This window comes from Cupriavidus necator A5-1 (genome assembly GCF_000744095.1).
Taxonomy (GTDB): domain Bacteria; phylum Pseudomonadota; class Gammaproteobacteria; order Burkholderiales; family Burkholderiaceae; genus Cupriavidus; species Cupriavidus necator_A.
Window position 1 is genome coordinate 1,800,707 of record NZ_JQLI01000001.1, and the last position, 13,088, is coordinate 1,813,794.

At 62.8% G+C, this 13,088-nt stretch carries 14 protein-coding genes and 1 pseudogene; 8 read left to right on the top strand and 7 right to left on the bottom strand.

Annotation, left to right across the window (positions count from 1 at the left end; genetic code table 11):
* Positions 1-50 precede the first annotated feature (50 nt).
* From K307_RS07910 to K307_RS51005, 5 genes and pseudogenes are all read left to right on the top strand, one after another.
* Complete coding sequence (locus K307_RS07910; protein ID WP_042877478.1) at positions 51-800, top strand: SDR family NAD(P)-dependent oxidoreductase; 750 nt, start codon at positions 51-53, stop codon at positions 798-800.
* A gap of 84 nt (positions 801-884) precedes the next feature.
* Positions 885-2,213: an MFS transporter gene (locus K307_RS07915; protein ID WP_042877479.1), complete on the top strand. Its 1,329-nt coding sequence runs from the start codon at positions 885-887 to the stop codon at positions 2,211-2,213.
* Positions 2,214-2,266: 53 nt separating this feature from the next.
* The gene (locus tag K307_RS07920) at positions 2,267-3,112 is read left to right on the top strand and encodes a transketolase (RefSeq protein WP_042877480.1); all 846 of its coding nucleotides are present in this window, start codon (positions 2,267-2,269) and stop codon (positions 3,110-3,112) included.
* A complete protein-coding gene (locus K307_RS07925) occupies positions 3,109-4,113 on the top strand; it encodes a transketolase family protein (RefSeq protein WP_042877481.1) in 1,005 nt (334 codons plus the stop codon). Before K307_RS07920 ends, K307_RS07925 begins: the two co-directional genes overlap by 4 nt.
* 63 nt (positions 4,114-4,176) lie before the next feature.
* A pseudogene (locus K307_RS51005) lies at positions 4,177-4,344 on the top strand (NAD(P)-dependent oxidoreductase); the annotation flags it as partial.
* Positions 4,345-4,490: 146 nt separating this feature from the next.
* On the opposite strand, the gene K307_RS07935 reads toward K307_RS51005, so the two are convergent.
* From K307_RS07935 to K307_RS07960, 5 genes are all read right to left on the bottom strand, one after another.
* Positions 4,491-5,060 carry a hypothetical protein gene (locus K307_RS07935; RefSeq protein WP_042881611.1) on the bottom strand — a complete coding sequence of 190 codons (570 nt, stop codon included), beginning with the start codon at positions 5,058-5,060 and terminating at the stop codon, positions 4,491-4,493.
* Positions 5,061-5,245: 185 nt separating this feature from the next.
* On the bottom strand, positions 5,246-5,431 hold the full coding sequence (locus tag K307_RS07940; protein WP_042877483.1) for a hypothetical protein: 186 nt from the start codon (positions 5,429-5,431) through the stop codon (positions 5,246-5,248).
* A 125-nt stretch (positions 5,432-5,556) separates the two neighbouring features.
* A complete protein-coding gene (locus K307_RS07945; RefSeq protein ID WP_042877484.1) occupies positions 5,557-5,985 on the bottom strand; it encodes a GNAT family N-acetyltransferase in 429 nt (142 codons plus the stop codon).
* A 242-nt stretch (positions 5,986-6,227) separates the two neighbouring features.
* Entirely contained in the window at positions 6,228-6,599 is a 372-nt protein-coding gene (locus K307_RS07950; protein WP_042881613.1) for a hypothetical protein, read from the bottom strand.
* A 331-nt stretch (positions 6,600-6,930) separates the two neighbouring features.
* Complete coding sequence (locus tag K307_RS07960; RefSeq protein ID WP_042881615.1) at positions 6,931-7,248, bottom strand: hypothetical protein; 318 nt, start codon at positions 7,246-7,248, stop codon at positions 6,931-6,933.
* 704 nt (positions 7,249-7,952) lie between these two features.
* Here K307_RS07960 and K307_RS07965 point away from each other — a divergent pair.
* Positions 7,953-9,587 carry a hybrid sensor histidine kinase/response regulator gene (locus K307_RS07965; protein WP_051974756.1) on the top strand — a complete coding sequence of 545 codons (1,635 nt, stop codon included), beginning with the start codon at positions 7,953-7,955 and terminating at the stop codon, positions 9,585-9,587.
* 18 nt (positions 9,588-9,605) lie between these two features.
* Here K307_RS07965 and K307_RS07970 read toward each other — a convergent pair whose 3' ends face one another.
* Both K307_RS07970 and K307_RS07975 read right to left on the bottom strand, forming a co-directional pair.
* The gene (locus K307_RS07970) at positions 9,606-9,812 is read right to left on the bottom strand and encodes a hypothetical protein (protein ID WP_051974757.1); all 207 of its coding nucleotides are present in this window, start codon (positions 9,810-9,812) and stop codon (positions 9,606-9,608) included.
* Between the two features lie 174 nt (positions 9,813-9,986).
* The gene (locus tag K307_RS07975; RefSeq protein ID WP_042877487.1) at positions 9,987-10,754 is read right to left on the bottom strand and encodes a ParA family protein; all 768 of its coding nucleotides are present in this window, start codon (positions 10,752-10,754) and stop codon (positions 9,987-9,989) included.
* Positions 10,755-11,101: 347 nt separating this feature from the next.
* Between K307_RS07975 and K307_RS07980 the strand changes: the two genes are divergently transcribed.
* Both K307_RS07980 and K307_RS07985 read left to right on the top strand, forming a co-directional pair.
* Positions 11,102-11,407, top strand: coding sequence for a DUF485 domain-containing protein (locus K307_RS07980; RefSeq protein WP_042877488.1), 306 nt, complete (start codon positions 11,102-11,104; stop codon positions 11,405-11,407).
* Entirely contained in the window at positions 11,404-13,065 is a 1,662-nt protein-coding gene (locus tag K307_RS07985) for a cation acetate symporter (RefSeq protein ID WP_042877489.1), read from the top strand. The genes K307_RS07980 and K307_RS07985 overlap by 4 nt, the downstream gene beginning before the upstream one ends.
* Positions 13,066-13,088: the final 23 nt, after the last annotated feature.

Here is a 13,088-nt window from a genome sequence, read left to right on the forward strand (position 1 = left end):
CCAGCGACAAAACTTGACCCATCAAATCATCAACAGTCAGGAGACAACAGATGCTGGTCGAGAACAATGTCGTCATCATCACGGGGGCCGCTTCGCCGCGCGGCATCGGTAAGGCTGCGGCCAGGGCATTTGCCGCGCAGGGGGCCACGGTGGTCATCCTGGACCTGCTGCAGGAGGACACCGAGGCGGCGGCGCGGGAACTGGGCGAGCAGCATCTCGGCCTGGCCTGCGACGTGACCGACAAGGCCGCCTGCGAGCGGGCGGCGCAGGCGGTGGTGCAACGCTATGGCCGCATCGACGCGCTGATCAACAACGCCGGCATCACCCAGCCGGTGCGCACGCTGGATATCCAGGCGGCCAACTTCGACGCCGTGGTCGACGTCAACCTGCGCGGCACGCTGTACATGTCGCAGGCGGTACTGCCGCAGATGAAGGAGCAGAAGCGCGGCAGCATCGTCTGCATGTCGTCGGTCTCGGCCCAGCGCGGCGGCGGCATCTTCGGCGGCCCGCACTACAGCGCCGCCAAGGCCGGCGTGCTGGGGCTGGCCCGTGCCATGGCGCGGGAGTTCGGGCCCGATGGCATACGCGTCAATTCGATCACGCCCGGCCTGATCCAGACCGACATCACCGGCGACAAGCTGACCCCCGAGATGCGCGCCGACATCATCAAGGGCATCCCCCTGGGCCGCCTGGGCAACGCCGCCGACGTGGCCAACGCCTGCATCTTCCTGGCGAGCGACCTGTCCGCCTACCTGACCGGCATCACGCTCGACGTCAACGGCGGCATGCTGATCCACTAATCTTCCTGATAAGCCGCCCACAGAGGCGGGCCACCACAAATGCCGTTGCGCTATTCCCGCGGCGCACATGGCAGGAGACAGCCGATGAAAACCAAATACGCGCCTTCGCCCATTGGCGGCGAAGCGATGCCGCACGCCGACGCGGCCACCTTCGAAACCCGCACCTACGCCAAGGTCGTGCGGCGCCTGATCCCGTTCCTGATGCTGTGCTACCTGGGCGCCTACCTGGACCGGGTCAACGTGGGCTTTGCCAAGCTGCAGATGCTGAGCGACCTGCAGTTCAGCGAAACCATCTACGGCCTCGGCGCCGGCATCTTCTTCCTCGGCTACTTCCTCTTTGAAGTGCCCAGCAACGTCATCCTCCACAAGGTCGGAGCCAAGCGCTGGCTCGCCCGGATCATGCTGACCTGGGCGGTGATCTCCGCCTGCTTCGCCTTTGTCAGCACGCCGACCCAGTTCTACATCCTGCGCTTCCTGCTCGGTGTGGCGGAGGCGGGCTTCGCGCCCGGCGTGATCCTGTATATGACGTACTGGTTCCCGTCGGAACGCCGCGCCAAGGCACTGTCGATGTTCTTCATGGCGATCCCGCTGGCGGGCATCGTGGGCGGGCCGCTGTCGGGCTACATCATGCACGCCTTGCACGGCGTGGGCGACCTGGCCGGGTGGAAGTGGCTGTTCCTGATCGAGGCGCTGCCGTCGCTGTGCCTGGGCGTCGCCATCCTGTGCTACCTGGACAACGGCATCGAGCAGGCGCACTGGCTCACCGATGCGGAGAAGGCACTGCTCAAGCGCGATATCGAGGGCGACAACGCGCAGAAGGTGGTCCACGTGTCGATCCGCTCGTTCATGGCCGATCGCCGCCTCTGGCTGATGGCCGCGATCTACTTCTGCGTGGTGCTGGGCCAGTACGGGCTGACCTTCTGGCTGCCCACCATCATCCGCAAATCTGGCGTGGCCGATCCGCTGTGGGTGGGCATCTTTACCGCGCTGCCTTACATGTGCGCCATCGTGGCCCTGCCACTGGTCGGCATAAGCGCGGACCGCCAACGCGAGCGCCGCTTCCACCTGATCGTGCCGATGCTGGCCGCCGCGGCGGGCTTTGCGACCTTGCCGATGCTGGGCAGCGTTACCGCGTCGCTGATCTGCCTGTGCGTCGCCGCCGCCGGCATCCTGGCCTCGTCGTCGCAGTTCTGGGCCTTGCCGACCGCGCTGCTGGGCGGCATGTCCGCGGCGGCAGGGATCGCGGCGGTCAACTGCGTCGCCAACCTGGCCGGCTTCTTCTCGCCCGCCATCGTCGGTTGGCTCAACGACCTGACTGGCAAGTCCACCGCCGGCCTGATCTTTATCTCGGCCACCGTGGTGGCGGGCGCCATGCTCGTCTTCCTGGTGCCAGCCAGGGCGGTCAACCGCTGAGCGGCCGCGCCTTACCCATTGCTTCATCTTTCCGATTGATTGCAGGAGACACCATGCAACACCAAACTTCCGACCAGGCCGTGACCCTGCGGGAACGCGCCTACCGGATTCGCCGCAACGCCCTGCTGATGGGCGAAGTCCAGGGCCAGGGCTATATCGGCCAGGCGCTCGATATCGCCGACGTGCTCGCGGTCGCTTACTTCGATGCCATGCGCTACCGCCCGGAAGACCCCGAGTGGGAAGGGCGCGACCGCTTCCTGCTGTCCAACGGCCACTACGCCATTGCGCTGTACGCGGCCCTGCTGGAAGCCGGCATCCTGCCCCCGGAAGAGCTGGAGACCTATGGCAGCGACGACAGCCGCCTGCCGATGTCGGGCATGGCCAGCTACACGCCGGGCATGGAGATGTCGGGCGGCTCGCTCGGCCAGGGGCTGACCATTGCCGTTGGCCGTTGCCTGGGACTGAAGCGCAAGGGCTCCGATGCCTTCGTCTATACGCTGTTCTCCGACGGCGAGTTGGACGAGGGTGCGATCTGGGAGGGCATCCTGTCCGCCAGCCACTGGAAGCTCGACAACCTGATTGCAGTGGTCGACGTCAATAACCAGCAGGCCGACGGCCCGTCGACGCAGATCATGGCGTTCGAGCCGCTGCTGCCCAAGCTGGAAGCCTTTGGCTGGTTCACGCAGCGCGTGGATGGCAATGACATCGATGCCGTGGCAGCGGCCTTCCGCGCTGCCCGCGCGCATCCGGGTGCCCAGCCGCGCATGATCATCTGCGATACGCGCATGGGATGCGGCGTGCCGTTCCTCGAACAGCGCGAGAAGAACCACTTTATCCGCGTGGATGCCCACGAATGGCAACTCGCACTGCAGGCCCTGGAAGCGGGGAGACAAGCATGAGCAGCACCAACACTAACGCCAAGCCGAAGCTGAAGACCTCGGCGATGATCGCCTCCATCGTCGGCGAGGGGCAAGCCACCCGCTCGGCGCCCTTTGGGCACGCCCTGGTGGAACTGGGCCGGCAGAAGGCCAATGTCATCGGCATGACCGCCGACCTGGGCAAGTACACCGACCTGCATATCTTTGCGCAGGCCTTTCCCGAGCGCTATTACCAGATGGGAATGGCCGAGCAGCTGCTGATGGGCGCCGCCGCCGGCTTCGCGCACGAAGGTGCCCAGCCGTTCGTCACGACCTACGCGGTGTTTGCCACGCGGCGCGCCTATGACTTCATGCACCAGACCATTGCCGAGGACAACCTCGACGTCAAGATCGTGTGCGCGTTGCCTGGACTGACCACCGGATACGGCCCCAGCCACCAGGCCGCGGAAGACCTCGCGCTGATGCGCGCGATGCCGAACATGACCGTCATCGACCCGTGCGATGCCATCGATATCGAGCAGATGGTGCCGGCCATCGCCGCGCACAACGGACCGGTGTATGCGCGCCTGCTGCGCGGCAACGTGCCGGTAGTGCTGGACGAATATGACTACAAGTTCGAACTCGGCAAGGCCAAGCTGCTGCGCGACGGCGCGGAGGTGCTGGTGATTTCCTCCGGCATCATGACGATGCGGGCGCTGGAGGTGGCCAAGGCACTCGAAGCCGATCGCGTCGGCGTGGCGGTGCTGCACGTGCCGACCATCAAGCCGCTGGATACGGCGACAATCCTGCGCGAAACGAAGCGCTCGGGGCGCCTGGTGGTCGTGGCGGAAAACCACACCGTGATCGGCGGGCTGGGTGAGGCGGTGGCGACCACGCTGCTGCAGGCCGGCGTCTCCGTGCCATTCCGGCAGGTCGGCTTGCCCGATGCCTTCCTGGATGCCGGTGCATTGCCGACGCTGCATGACCGCTATGGCATCTCGGCGAACGTGATGGCGGGGTCGATCAAGCGCTGGCTTGCATAAAGCCAGGGTGTAGCCGGGAAGGGTCAGGCAACAGGGCTATGCTCTGTGGCCGTGACCCTTTTCATCAATGTCGGGCGCGGCGAGCATGTGGCCGAAGCCGACCTGATCGCGCTGATCGACGAGGGGCATCTCGCCGGCGCGGCGCTCGACGTGTTCGCCAAGGAACCGCCGTCGGCGGACGACCCGATCTGGAACCATCCCCGCATCGAAGCCACGCCGCATATCGCGGCAGATCCATCGTACGAATTGGTGGCGCGCCAATGCATTGAAAACCTGTGGCGCGCCCGCGACGGGGCGGGCGCTGTTGAACCAGGTGGATCGGGCAGGCCGGCTATTGACGGGCTGGTGGGGCAGGCAGCGCGCACGCTGCCTGCCCGTTACAGCGGCGCGGGCTGGGGCGCTGCAGCGGGCGTGGCGGCGGGCTTCTTGTCGGCAGTGCCACTGTATGCAAAGTACCTGGCCTTGGCACCCTTCGCCCAGTACGCCACCGTAAAGTGCTTGCTGTCGCGCCCGTAGAGCAGCTCCAGGCTGCCGTTGGCCGCCGCCCACTCGGCGTAGCCGTTCTCGGCCGCACCTTCGGTCTTGCGCAGGGAGGCATAGCGCTCGTCCAGCTTCTTGCGCACTTCATCCAGTGCCGACCGCTCGAACGTCATCGTCATCAGCACGACGGTGTCCTGGGCGTCGCAGTTCAGGATGACACGCGTCAGGCCAGGAAGGTGGAAGCGTTCCAGATGCCTGAGCTCCACCGTTTCGCCACCGGCCCACTCGGATTTGCCGGTCCTGGCGTGATTCTGAGGCGGCGCCAGGCGCGAGCACCTGGCCTTGCCAAGCTCCAGTCCGAGCGGTGCCGCTGTATTGCCTGACGCTTCGGGCTGGGTTGCGGGATGTGCCGCGTGGGCGGCGAGGGATGTCAACAGGGCGGCGCAGAGTAGGGTGACCTTCTTCATCTCGAGGCTGGCAAGGAATTTCACGGTGCTGGAACGGATTGTCACCGCGGATTCTACGGCCTTCCTGGCTGCGTCTTGTATTTCGGACGTTTTGAGTGGGTCTCACACGCCGCGCGGGATGGCTTCTTGCTGGTCTGCCGGATTGGAGATTGCCCTGCTGTTCGCCGGGGATCCCGGCGAACGTATTACTGGAAGATCAGCACGGTCCCGATGGCCAATACCGTCAGCAGCGTGCCCAGGCACGCCACGTTCAGGGCTTTTGCCCGGCGCACGGGCCGGCAGATTGCCCACTCGGACTTACGGAATTCGGTCAGTCCGCCTGAGTAAAGCTTCTCCCAACGCATTTCCATGGTCAGCCCCCCGTCATCCATAAGTCCATTCTTGAGGGTAGCGGGGGCCTTTGCAATAGGTAAAGGGGGGGAGATGGCAGGATGGACCGTGCCTGCGCACTAATCCATTTGGCTGATAGTCGAGTTGGTCGGCCCAGGCCTGCCTGTCACAAGGCAATATGCATCAACGTCCCGACGTCTTGCTGATCACGGCGGAATTCCTGCGAGGGGAGTACGGCCGGAGGCAAGTCCGAATCGCTGATTGGCATAAAGCCCAGGCGCGCGAAATAGCCGGCCGCGGTCTTTGTCTGCAACACGATAGACTCGACGCCCTCCGGACGGACGGCTGCCACGATGGCGGAAATCAGAAGTTCGCCAAGACCTGCAGACCTTGCGCGTAGGGCAACAGCGAGCCCGCGAAGGACACCCGTATTCTCATATCGCTCCAAACCTGCGCAACCGAGAAGCCCCGCGTTGTCGCGGACTACCATGTATTGAGTGATATGTTCGCGCACCCCCATGACGGACAGGGAGGAGGCGCGTAGAAGGGCTTCGATCTCCTGCCGGTCGCTCTCGGTGGCATAGTAAGGACGCATGGCGTGCTCCTTCACGCATAGTTGGTCCTTCTATCCTACTTTTGTGGGGATGCTTCCGCCTGTAGGGATTGTTCTTAAGTAGATTTGCTACCTTATGCTGTCTTGCTTGCCAGATGGGGATCTGGCACCTCATGCCGGGTGAGCACGCGAGCGATATGAATGATGAGGCGCTGTGTCACGGTCCAGGGACAGGCCGTGGAGCAAGTGCGTTGCTATGCCGGTTGTGGGAAGGTCAAGCCTGTCTAACTCCAGACGAGCGTCGTTTCCTGCAGCAAATGGCCAGGCAAGATGTAGTCGCCGTGCTCGATGGCCAGGCTCTCCAATTCGCACAGGCTCTCCTCGGGCAGGGCAGTCAGGTCGAACCTGCAGTAGAGGTATCGCTGTCTGAACGTGAGTTTTTCGCTCCGCAGCCCTCGGGCTAGTGCGTCAGCGGATTCGACACAGATATGCTCGGAGGTTCGATACTGGACATCGACACCACATTTTTGTCCAAGGCGTCCAAGCTCGAGCGCATCCTCCCACGCCGACTCATAGTCCAGTTCGACTGTGCCCTCTGCGCGTGCCTTGATGTACTCAACTGCACTAGCCCGGTTGCGGGCGATGTATGCGCTCATGGGAGTCTCCGCGATGGAGTCATCGCGCAAAAATATACCCATAACAGGGATGTGACGCAAGCGGGTGAAGGCGACCATTGGGCGGTGGGCTCGGCGCAGCTCACTTACCTGGCCACGTGGGCCAGGCGATTCCGCCAGTACCGAAGCGAGTGCTTCGCTTTGTGAAGCACCGGCTTGCGGTGGATTCCCACTCGGATGATAAGGGCGTAGAGCGCGATCAGCATCCCCAGGAACGCAAGTGGCCAGATTGTCATTGGACCCTCCTTGGACAAGTCCGTGTGGGCGCGCTCGAAGGGCCGCACCCGTGCCGCACCGAGTGTGTGGCCATACCTCACCGCATACTCCCTTTCATGCTCTCGGTTTCCATCGCGGCGTGCCATTCCTCATACGCCTCGATCGGCTCCATTTCCTGGTCGATGAACGCGGCAGCGCGTTCGGCGACGGCGAATGCATCAGGGGGGATGTCACCCTGGCTGTCATCCTCGGTACTTGGAGGCAACAACATGTCCTCGAGCATGCCGTGCAACTCGGGTGTATTCCATGGCTGGCCCAGCCTGGCCTTCCGTTTGAAGTAGTGACGGATCTCCGAGTTTTGTTCTGCGGTAAGTGGAAGCCCTCGGAACGTAGCGTCCGTGTTGTAATGATTCATATACATCTCCCGAAGCAGTCTGCGTTTCCAATGGAGGTATCAGAATCGATGTGGAACCTTACCGGCTGCCTGGTTGACAAGATCTTGCGTCTGCGTGCCTAAGCTCACTCACTTCCTCTTCTTGGCGACATCATCGTTCCCCACACGAGACTGAACCGTGCTGAAGGGGGACGCGGGTACCGACGGCTTCTTGGGTTGCTTCGGTTTCTTGGCTTCGCGATTGCCACGTAGTTGACTTTTGGCCATGCTGGTACTCCTGGTGATTTGCTGTGCCGGACTGGCAATCTCAGCATACGCGCTTAATCCCCGACACAGGAGATATCTTTCGTGGGGCTCGGGTAGGGACGATTGCCGGCAAACCTCAAGCTATGCCCCGCAAGAAAATGACCAAAATGCGGCAGGTTGGTGACCGCGGCAAAGTCGCCGTGGGAGCGGATCGACAACCCTGTTCAGGGAAACGAGCGCATACTGGGCTGCAGCACGACATCGTTGTGGACGTTCAGTGCGCTGGCGCATCCCGGCGCTATATCGGAGCGTTCCGTCAGGCCCACGTTTATTCGCGGTGGCCAACTAGGCACATCAGGAACGCATTTCAGCGAGCCAACCACTTCGGCATGCCTGGTGGCAAGCCAGGCTGCCCGCTGTCCCGTTCACCAATGTACCCACTTGGGCTCCTCGCCTACGCGCCCGATTCAGGAGTCGTTATGCACAAAAAGGAGCGCAAAGGCACGGACCGAGCGGTAAAAGCCGGCGTCGCGCAAGCATCTCACGCCAGCGGTTCCTATATCCCTGAGTCCCCGGGTTCCATCGCTCGTCTTGGAACGCATTTCTTCCGCCTGCTCGAAAGCCTGCCTGCGGGCGCCTACACCTGTGATGAAGCCGGGTTGATCACGTACTTCAATGCCCGGGCGACCCAGGTATGGGGGAGAAGCCCTCGCCTGAACGATCCTGCCGATCGCTACTGCGGTTCGTTCCGGCTGTTTGCGGCTGACGGCACGCCGATTCCGCACGAACAATGCTGGATGGCCCTCGCCTTGCGAAACCGCCGCAGCTATGACGGTGAGGAAATCGTGATCGAACGTCCCGATGGCCAGCGGCTTTCAGTCCTCGCCTACGCCAATCCGCTTACTGGTGAAAACGGCGTCCCGATGGGTGCGGTCAATGTCCTGGTCGACGTGAGTGCATTGAAGCGGACCCACGAGCAGTTGGAGCAAGTCAATCGCGCGAATGACCGTTACATTGCCACCCTCTCGCATGAACTGCGCAATCCGCTCGCGCCAATCCGCAGTTCACTGGAGACATTGCGGCGCGCACCGATCGATGGCGCTTTCCGGGCCGCCCTGGATATCATCGATCGCCAGTTTGGCCACCTGGCCCGCCTGGTTGACGATCTGCTGGAGGACGCGCGAATTACGTCCGGTCAGTTCGAACTGCGGCGCGAGCCCATCGATCTCAGGACCGCCATCCTGGCCGGCGTGGAAATAAGCCAGCCGCTGATTTCAGGTGCTGCCTTGACGCTTATCGTGGAGTTGGGCGACGAGCCGCTGCCGGTCGAAGGCGATTCCACACGACTGGCACAGGCAGTCGCAAATCTCCTGAACAATTCCGCCAGATATACAGGCGTCGGCGGTACGGTATCGCTCACGGCATGCCGCAGGGGCCCGAACGCGTTTATCGCAGTCCACGATACCGGCGCAGGCATCGCGCCGGACAAGCTCACCAGCATTTTTGACATGTTCGTGCGAGGTGACGAAGCGAGCCGGCATGCCACGGAAGGCTTGGGTATCGGACTGTCGCTGGTGCGCACGATCATCGAGCTGCACGGTGGTTCCGTTACCGCGCACAGCGATGGGATCGGACGCGGGGCAGAGTTCAGGCTGCGACTACCGCTGGTGGCGCATGCCGCGGCGACGCAGACCGCTCCGTCAGCGGTAGCGCAAAAGCGGGTGGATGCGCTCACTGCTGGTCGTATCCTGGTTGTCGACGATAACCAGGACGCTGCCGAAAGCGCCAGGATGCTACTGGAGCTGTGGGGCAATGATGTGCGTGTGGCCCTGGACGGTGCGAGCGCCTTGCAGATAGCGGAAGCGTTTCGTCCCGAATTGGTCTTGCTGGATATTGGCTTGCCCGATATGGAGGGCTATGACGTCGCGCGTGCTCTGCGGAAGCAGCCCTGGGGCGAAAGCATCCTGCTGGTGGCCGTCACCGGGTGGGGCCAGGGGCACGACCGCGCGAAATCGCGGGACGCGGGCGTCGATTTGCACTTGGTCAAGCCAGTCGATTTCACTTGCCTTGCGGAGGAACTCAGCCATCGTGGTGTGAGCCGCCACCTGGCGTGACCAGAAGTCATCGCCCACTCAAAACTTGATGTCCCGAGCCGCTTCACGCCCTTGCTGCTTGGTCTGCCGCTTATCCTGCCGGCATTGCGGGTTGCTCTTCTGGTCGGCGGCGCGGCAGTCCTGCTTGGTTTGCCGTGAATCCTGACGCGTTTCCTGGCGCCCTGCGCGGCGCTGTTGCGCTTGCTCGGTTGCCCACGACATCCCCGACAAGGTTGCCAGAAACATCGTAACCACCAGAGCGATGAGCCGAGGCTTTGTATCGAGATGTGGCCTCCCGCGGAAGACGTCCGGAAACCTGTATCGCGTCCCCGACTTTATGCGCCCCCTTGGCCCATGGCTAGTTTTTCCTGTGGCGCGGCGGCGGACATGGGTGGCCGTGCGCGCGCCCTGGCATATGCTTCAGCCAGCCAGCTCCCGGTGCAACGCCACGTATTCCTGCGCAAGCTTGTGGCGTGGATCCAGATGGATCATGGGGGTCGCGTGCTGGTGCGATTCGCGGATCTTCACCGACGAAGACAGCCGCGATTCCAGTACCGGCAGGCCCTCGCTTACCAGTTCTTCGACCAGCTTGAGCGGCAGGCTGGCGCGCGGCTGGAACTGGTTGATCACAATGCCTTCGACCTGCAGCCCGTCGTTGTGGTCCTGCTGGATTTCTTTCACGTTATCGAGCAGCGTGTAGAGGGCACGGCGCGAGAAGTCATCGCAGTCGAACGGGATCAGGCAGCGCTCCACGGCGATCAGCGCGGACCGGGTATAGAAATTCAGGGCCGGGGGCGTGTCGATGTAAATCGCGTCATAGATCGCCTCCAGCTCGAGCAGGGCATCGCGCAGCTTGTAGATCTTGTAGCGGGATTCGAGCTTGCCATGCAGGGAATCCAGGTCAGGATGCGCCGGCATCACATCCAGATTCTCAAACGGCGTCGGGTGGACAAATGACGTCAGGTCCACCGGCTTGAAGGTGTAGGTCAGGGAGGTTTCAAAGAAGTTCGCGACCGTCGGACTTGCCTCTCCGGCCTGCGCGCCCAGCAGGTACTGGCTCGAGTTACCTTGCGCATCCAGGTCGATGACCAGGGTGCGCAAGCCCTCGCTGGCGCTGATCGCCGCGAGATTGCATACGATGGTCGACTTGCCAACCCCGCCCTTCTGATTGAATACGACGCGCCGCATTTGTCCCCCTGGAGTAGATCGTTCTGAAGGCGAAAGCATACCTTAGCGGGGCGGTGGACGGCAGCAGATGCTTGGCGCGCCGTTCCACGCTCCAAACTCCATGGCAGCCCTGCAGCGGTCGGTGGGCGTTCCAGCTCCTCCACGCGTATCGCCTACGCGTTTACCCGGGGCGAAATTCGACGCCCCGTGTAAGAAGCAGGTAAGGGGAGCCCGTTAATTTATGCAGCACGGACTTCGGATGACGCCACGCATGGGCCTGTCGGAACGGCACGCCAGCGTGGACTGATCGCATCCGGCGCAGCATCGGCTGCAACCGCAATGCGAAGCATAAATGGCAGGAGACAGGAATGAATGAAGATCTGGTCAGGAGACTAAAGGCAAATCACCGGTATCGCGAGCTGGTCCGCAGGCGCACAAGGCTTGGGTGGACGTTGACCGCCGCCATGCTCGTCATCTATTACGGCTACGTGCTGCTCATTGCCTTCGACAAGGAACTTCTGGCCGCGAAGATGGGCCAAGGCGTGATGACGTGGGGCATGCCGATCGGCCTGTTCGTGATCGTATTTACCGTTGCCATCACCGGGTTCTACGTGCGCCATGCCAATGGCGCCTACGATGAGCTGACGGAGCAGATCAAGCGGGAGGTGGCATGAAAACCCGTCACACAATCCTCGCCTGCGCGGCGCTGCTGCTGTCGACGGCCGCGCTCGCGGCCGGTGGCGACATGGGCCAGGCGGTGCGGCAGCCGACCAACTGGACGGCAATCGGGATGTTCGTGCTGTTCGTCATCGGCACGCTGTACATCACCAAGTGGGCGGCATCGAAGACCAAATCCGCCGCGGCATTCTATACGGGCGGGGGCGGCATCACCGGCTTCCAGAACGGCCTGGCGATCGCCGGCGATTTCATGTCGGCGGCGTCTTTTCTCGGCATTTCGGCTGCGGTCTACGCCAACGGCTATGACGGCCTGATCTATTCCATTGGCTTCCTTGTCGGCTGGCCGGTCATTACCTTCCTGATGGCGGAGCGGCTGCGCAACCTCGGCCGGTTCACCTTCGCCGACGTGGCGGCGTATCGCTTCAAGCAGGGGCCGGTCCGTGCATTCGCGGCGTCGGGCACGCTGGTGGTAGTGGCTTTCTACCTGATCGCGCAGATGGTAGGCGCCGGGCAACTGATCAAGCTGCTGTTCGGGCTGGAATACTGGATCGCGGTGGTCATCGTGGGCGGGCTCATGATGGTGTACGTGCTGTTCGGCGGCATGACGGCAACGACGTGGGTCCAGATCATCAAGGCCTGCCTGCTGCTCGGCGGCGCTTCGTTCATGGCCTTCATGGTGCTGGCGCAGTTCCACTTCAGCCCCGAGGACTTGTTCGCGAAAGCCGTTGAAGTCCACGCCAAGCAGGACTCGATCATGGGGCCGGGCAATTTCATCAAGGATCCCGTCTCGGCCATCTCGTTTGGCATTGCGCTGATGTTCGGCACGGCCGGCCTGCCGCACATCCTGATGCGGTTCTTCACCGTGCCCAACGCCAAGGAGGCGCGCAAGTCGGTGTTCTGGGCGACTACCTGGATCGGCTACTTCTACATCCTGACCTTTATCATCGGTTTTGGTGCGATCGTGCTGGTCGGGACCAACCCGAGCTTCCAGGATGCCAGCGGCAAGCTGCATGGCGGCGTCAATATGGCGGCCGTGCACCTTGCCAACGCGGTGGGCGGGAATGTGTTCCTCGGTTTCATCTCCGCCGTGGCGTTTGCAACGATCCTGGCCGTCGTGGCCGGCCTGACCCTTGCCGGTGCATCCGCCGTGTCGCACGATCTCTATGCAACGGTATTCAAGAAGGGCAAGGCGACCAGTGCCGTTGAACTGCGTGTGTCGCGCATCACGACCGTCATCCTCGGCCTGGTCGCGGTGGTCCTCGGCATTGTCTTCGAGAAGCAGAACATCGCGTTCATGGTGTCGCTCGCCTTCGCCGTGGCGGCGTCGGCCAACTTCCCGGTGCTGTTCATGTCGGTGCTGTGGAAGGGCTGCACCACCCGGGGCGCGACCGTGGGCGGCTTCCTGGGACTGCTGACGGCGGTGGTCCTGACCATCCTGTCGCAGGCGGTCTGGGTCGATGTGTTCCACTTCAAGGACGCGCCGTTCCCGTACACGTCCCCGGCATTGTTTTCGATGACGGCGGGCTTCCTCGGGATCTGGTTCTTCTCGATTACCGACAAGTCGAAGCGGGCCCTGCTGGACAAGGCTGGCTTTGAAGCCCAGGAGCTGCGCTCCGAGACCGGTATCGGTGCTGTAGAGGCAGCAAGTCACTGAACAGCGGTCTCGACGCATCTGGC

Bases quoted from the DNA above. Each gene is read 5' to 3' on its own strand.
- K307_RS07980 (WP_042877488.1), top strand. From the start codon at position 11,102: ATGAATGAAGATCTGGTCAGGAGACTAAAGGCAAATCACCGGTATCGC.
- K307_RS07915 (WP_042877479.1), top strand. From the start codon at position 885: ATGAAAACCAAATACGCGCCTTCGCCCATTGGCGGCGAAGCGATGCCG.
- K307_RS07950 (WP_042881613.1), bottom strand. From the start codon at position 6,599: ATGAGCGCATACATCGCCCGCAACCGGGCTAGTGCAGTTGAGTACATC.
- K307_RS07970 (WP_051974757.1), bottom strand. From the start codon at position 9,812: ATGTTTCTGGCAACCTTGTCGGGGATGTCGTGGGCAACCGAGCAAGCG.
- K307_RS07945 (WP_042877484.1), bottom strand. From the start codon at position 5,985: ATGCGTCCTTACTATGCCACCGAGAGCGACCGGCAGGAGATCGAAGCC.
- K307_RS07960 (WP_042881615.1), bottom strand. From the start codon at position 7,248: ATGAATCATTACAACACGGACGCTACGTTCCGAGGGCTTCCACTTACC.
- K307_RS07975 (WP_042877487.1), bottom strand. From the start codon at position 10,754: ATGCGGCGCGTCGTATTCAATCAGAAGGGCGGGGTTGGCAAGTCGACC.
- K307_RS07935 (WP_042881611.1), bottom strand. From the start codon at position 5,060: ATGAAGAAGGTCACCCTACTCTGCGCCGCCCTGTTGACATCCCTCGCC.
- K307_RS07920 (WP_042877480.1), top strand. From the start codon at position 2,267: ATGCAACACCAAACTTCCGACCAGGCCGTGACCCTGCGGGAACGCGCC.
- K307_RS07910 (WP_042877478.1), top strand. From the start codon at position 51: ATGCTGGTCGAGAACAATGTCGTCATCATCACGGGGGCCGCTTCGCCG.
- K307_RS07965 (WP_051974756.1), top strand. From the start codon at position 7,953: ATGCACAAAAAGGAGCGCAAAGGCACGGACCGAGCGGTAAAAGCCGGC.
- K307_RS07985 (WP_042877489.1), top strand. From the start codon at position 11,404: ATGAAAACCCGTCACACAATCCTCGCCTGCGCGGCGCTGCTGCTGTCG.
- K307_RS07925 (WP_042877481.1), top strand. From the start codon at position 3,109: ATGAGCAGCACCAACACTAACGCCAAGCCGAAGCTGAAGACCTCGGCG.
- K307_RS07940 (WP_042877483.1), bottom strand. From the start codon at position 5,431: ATGGATGACGGGGGGCTGACCATGGAAATGCGTTGGGAGAAGCTTTAC.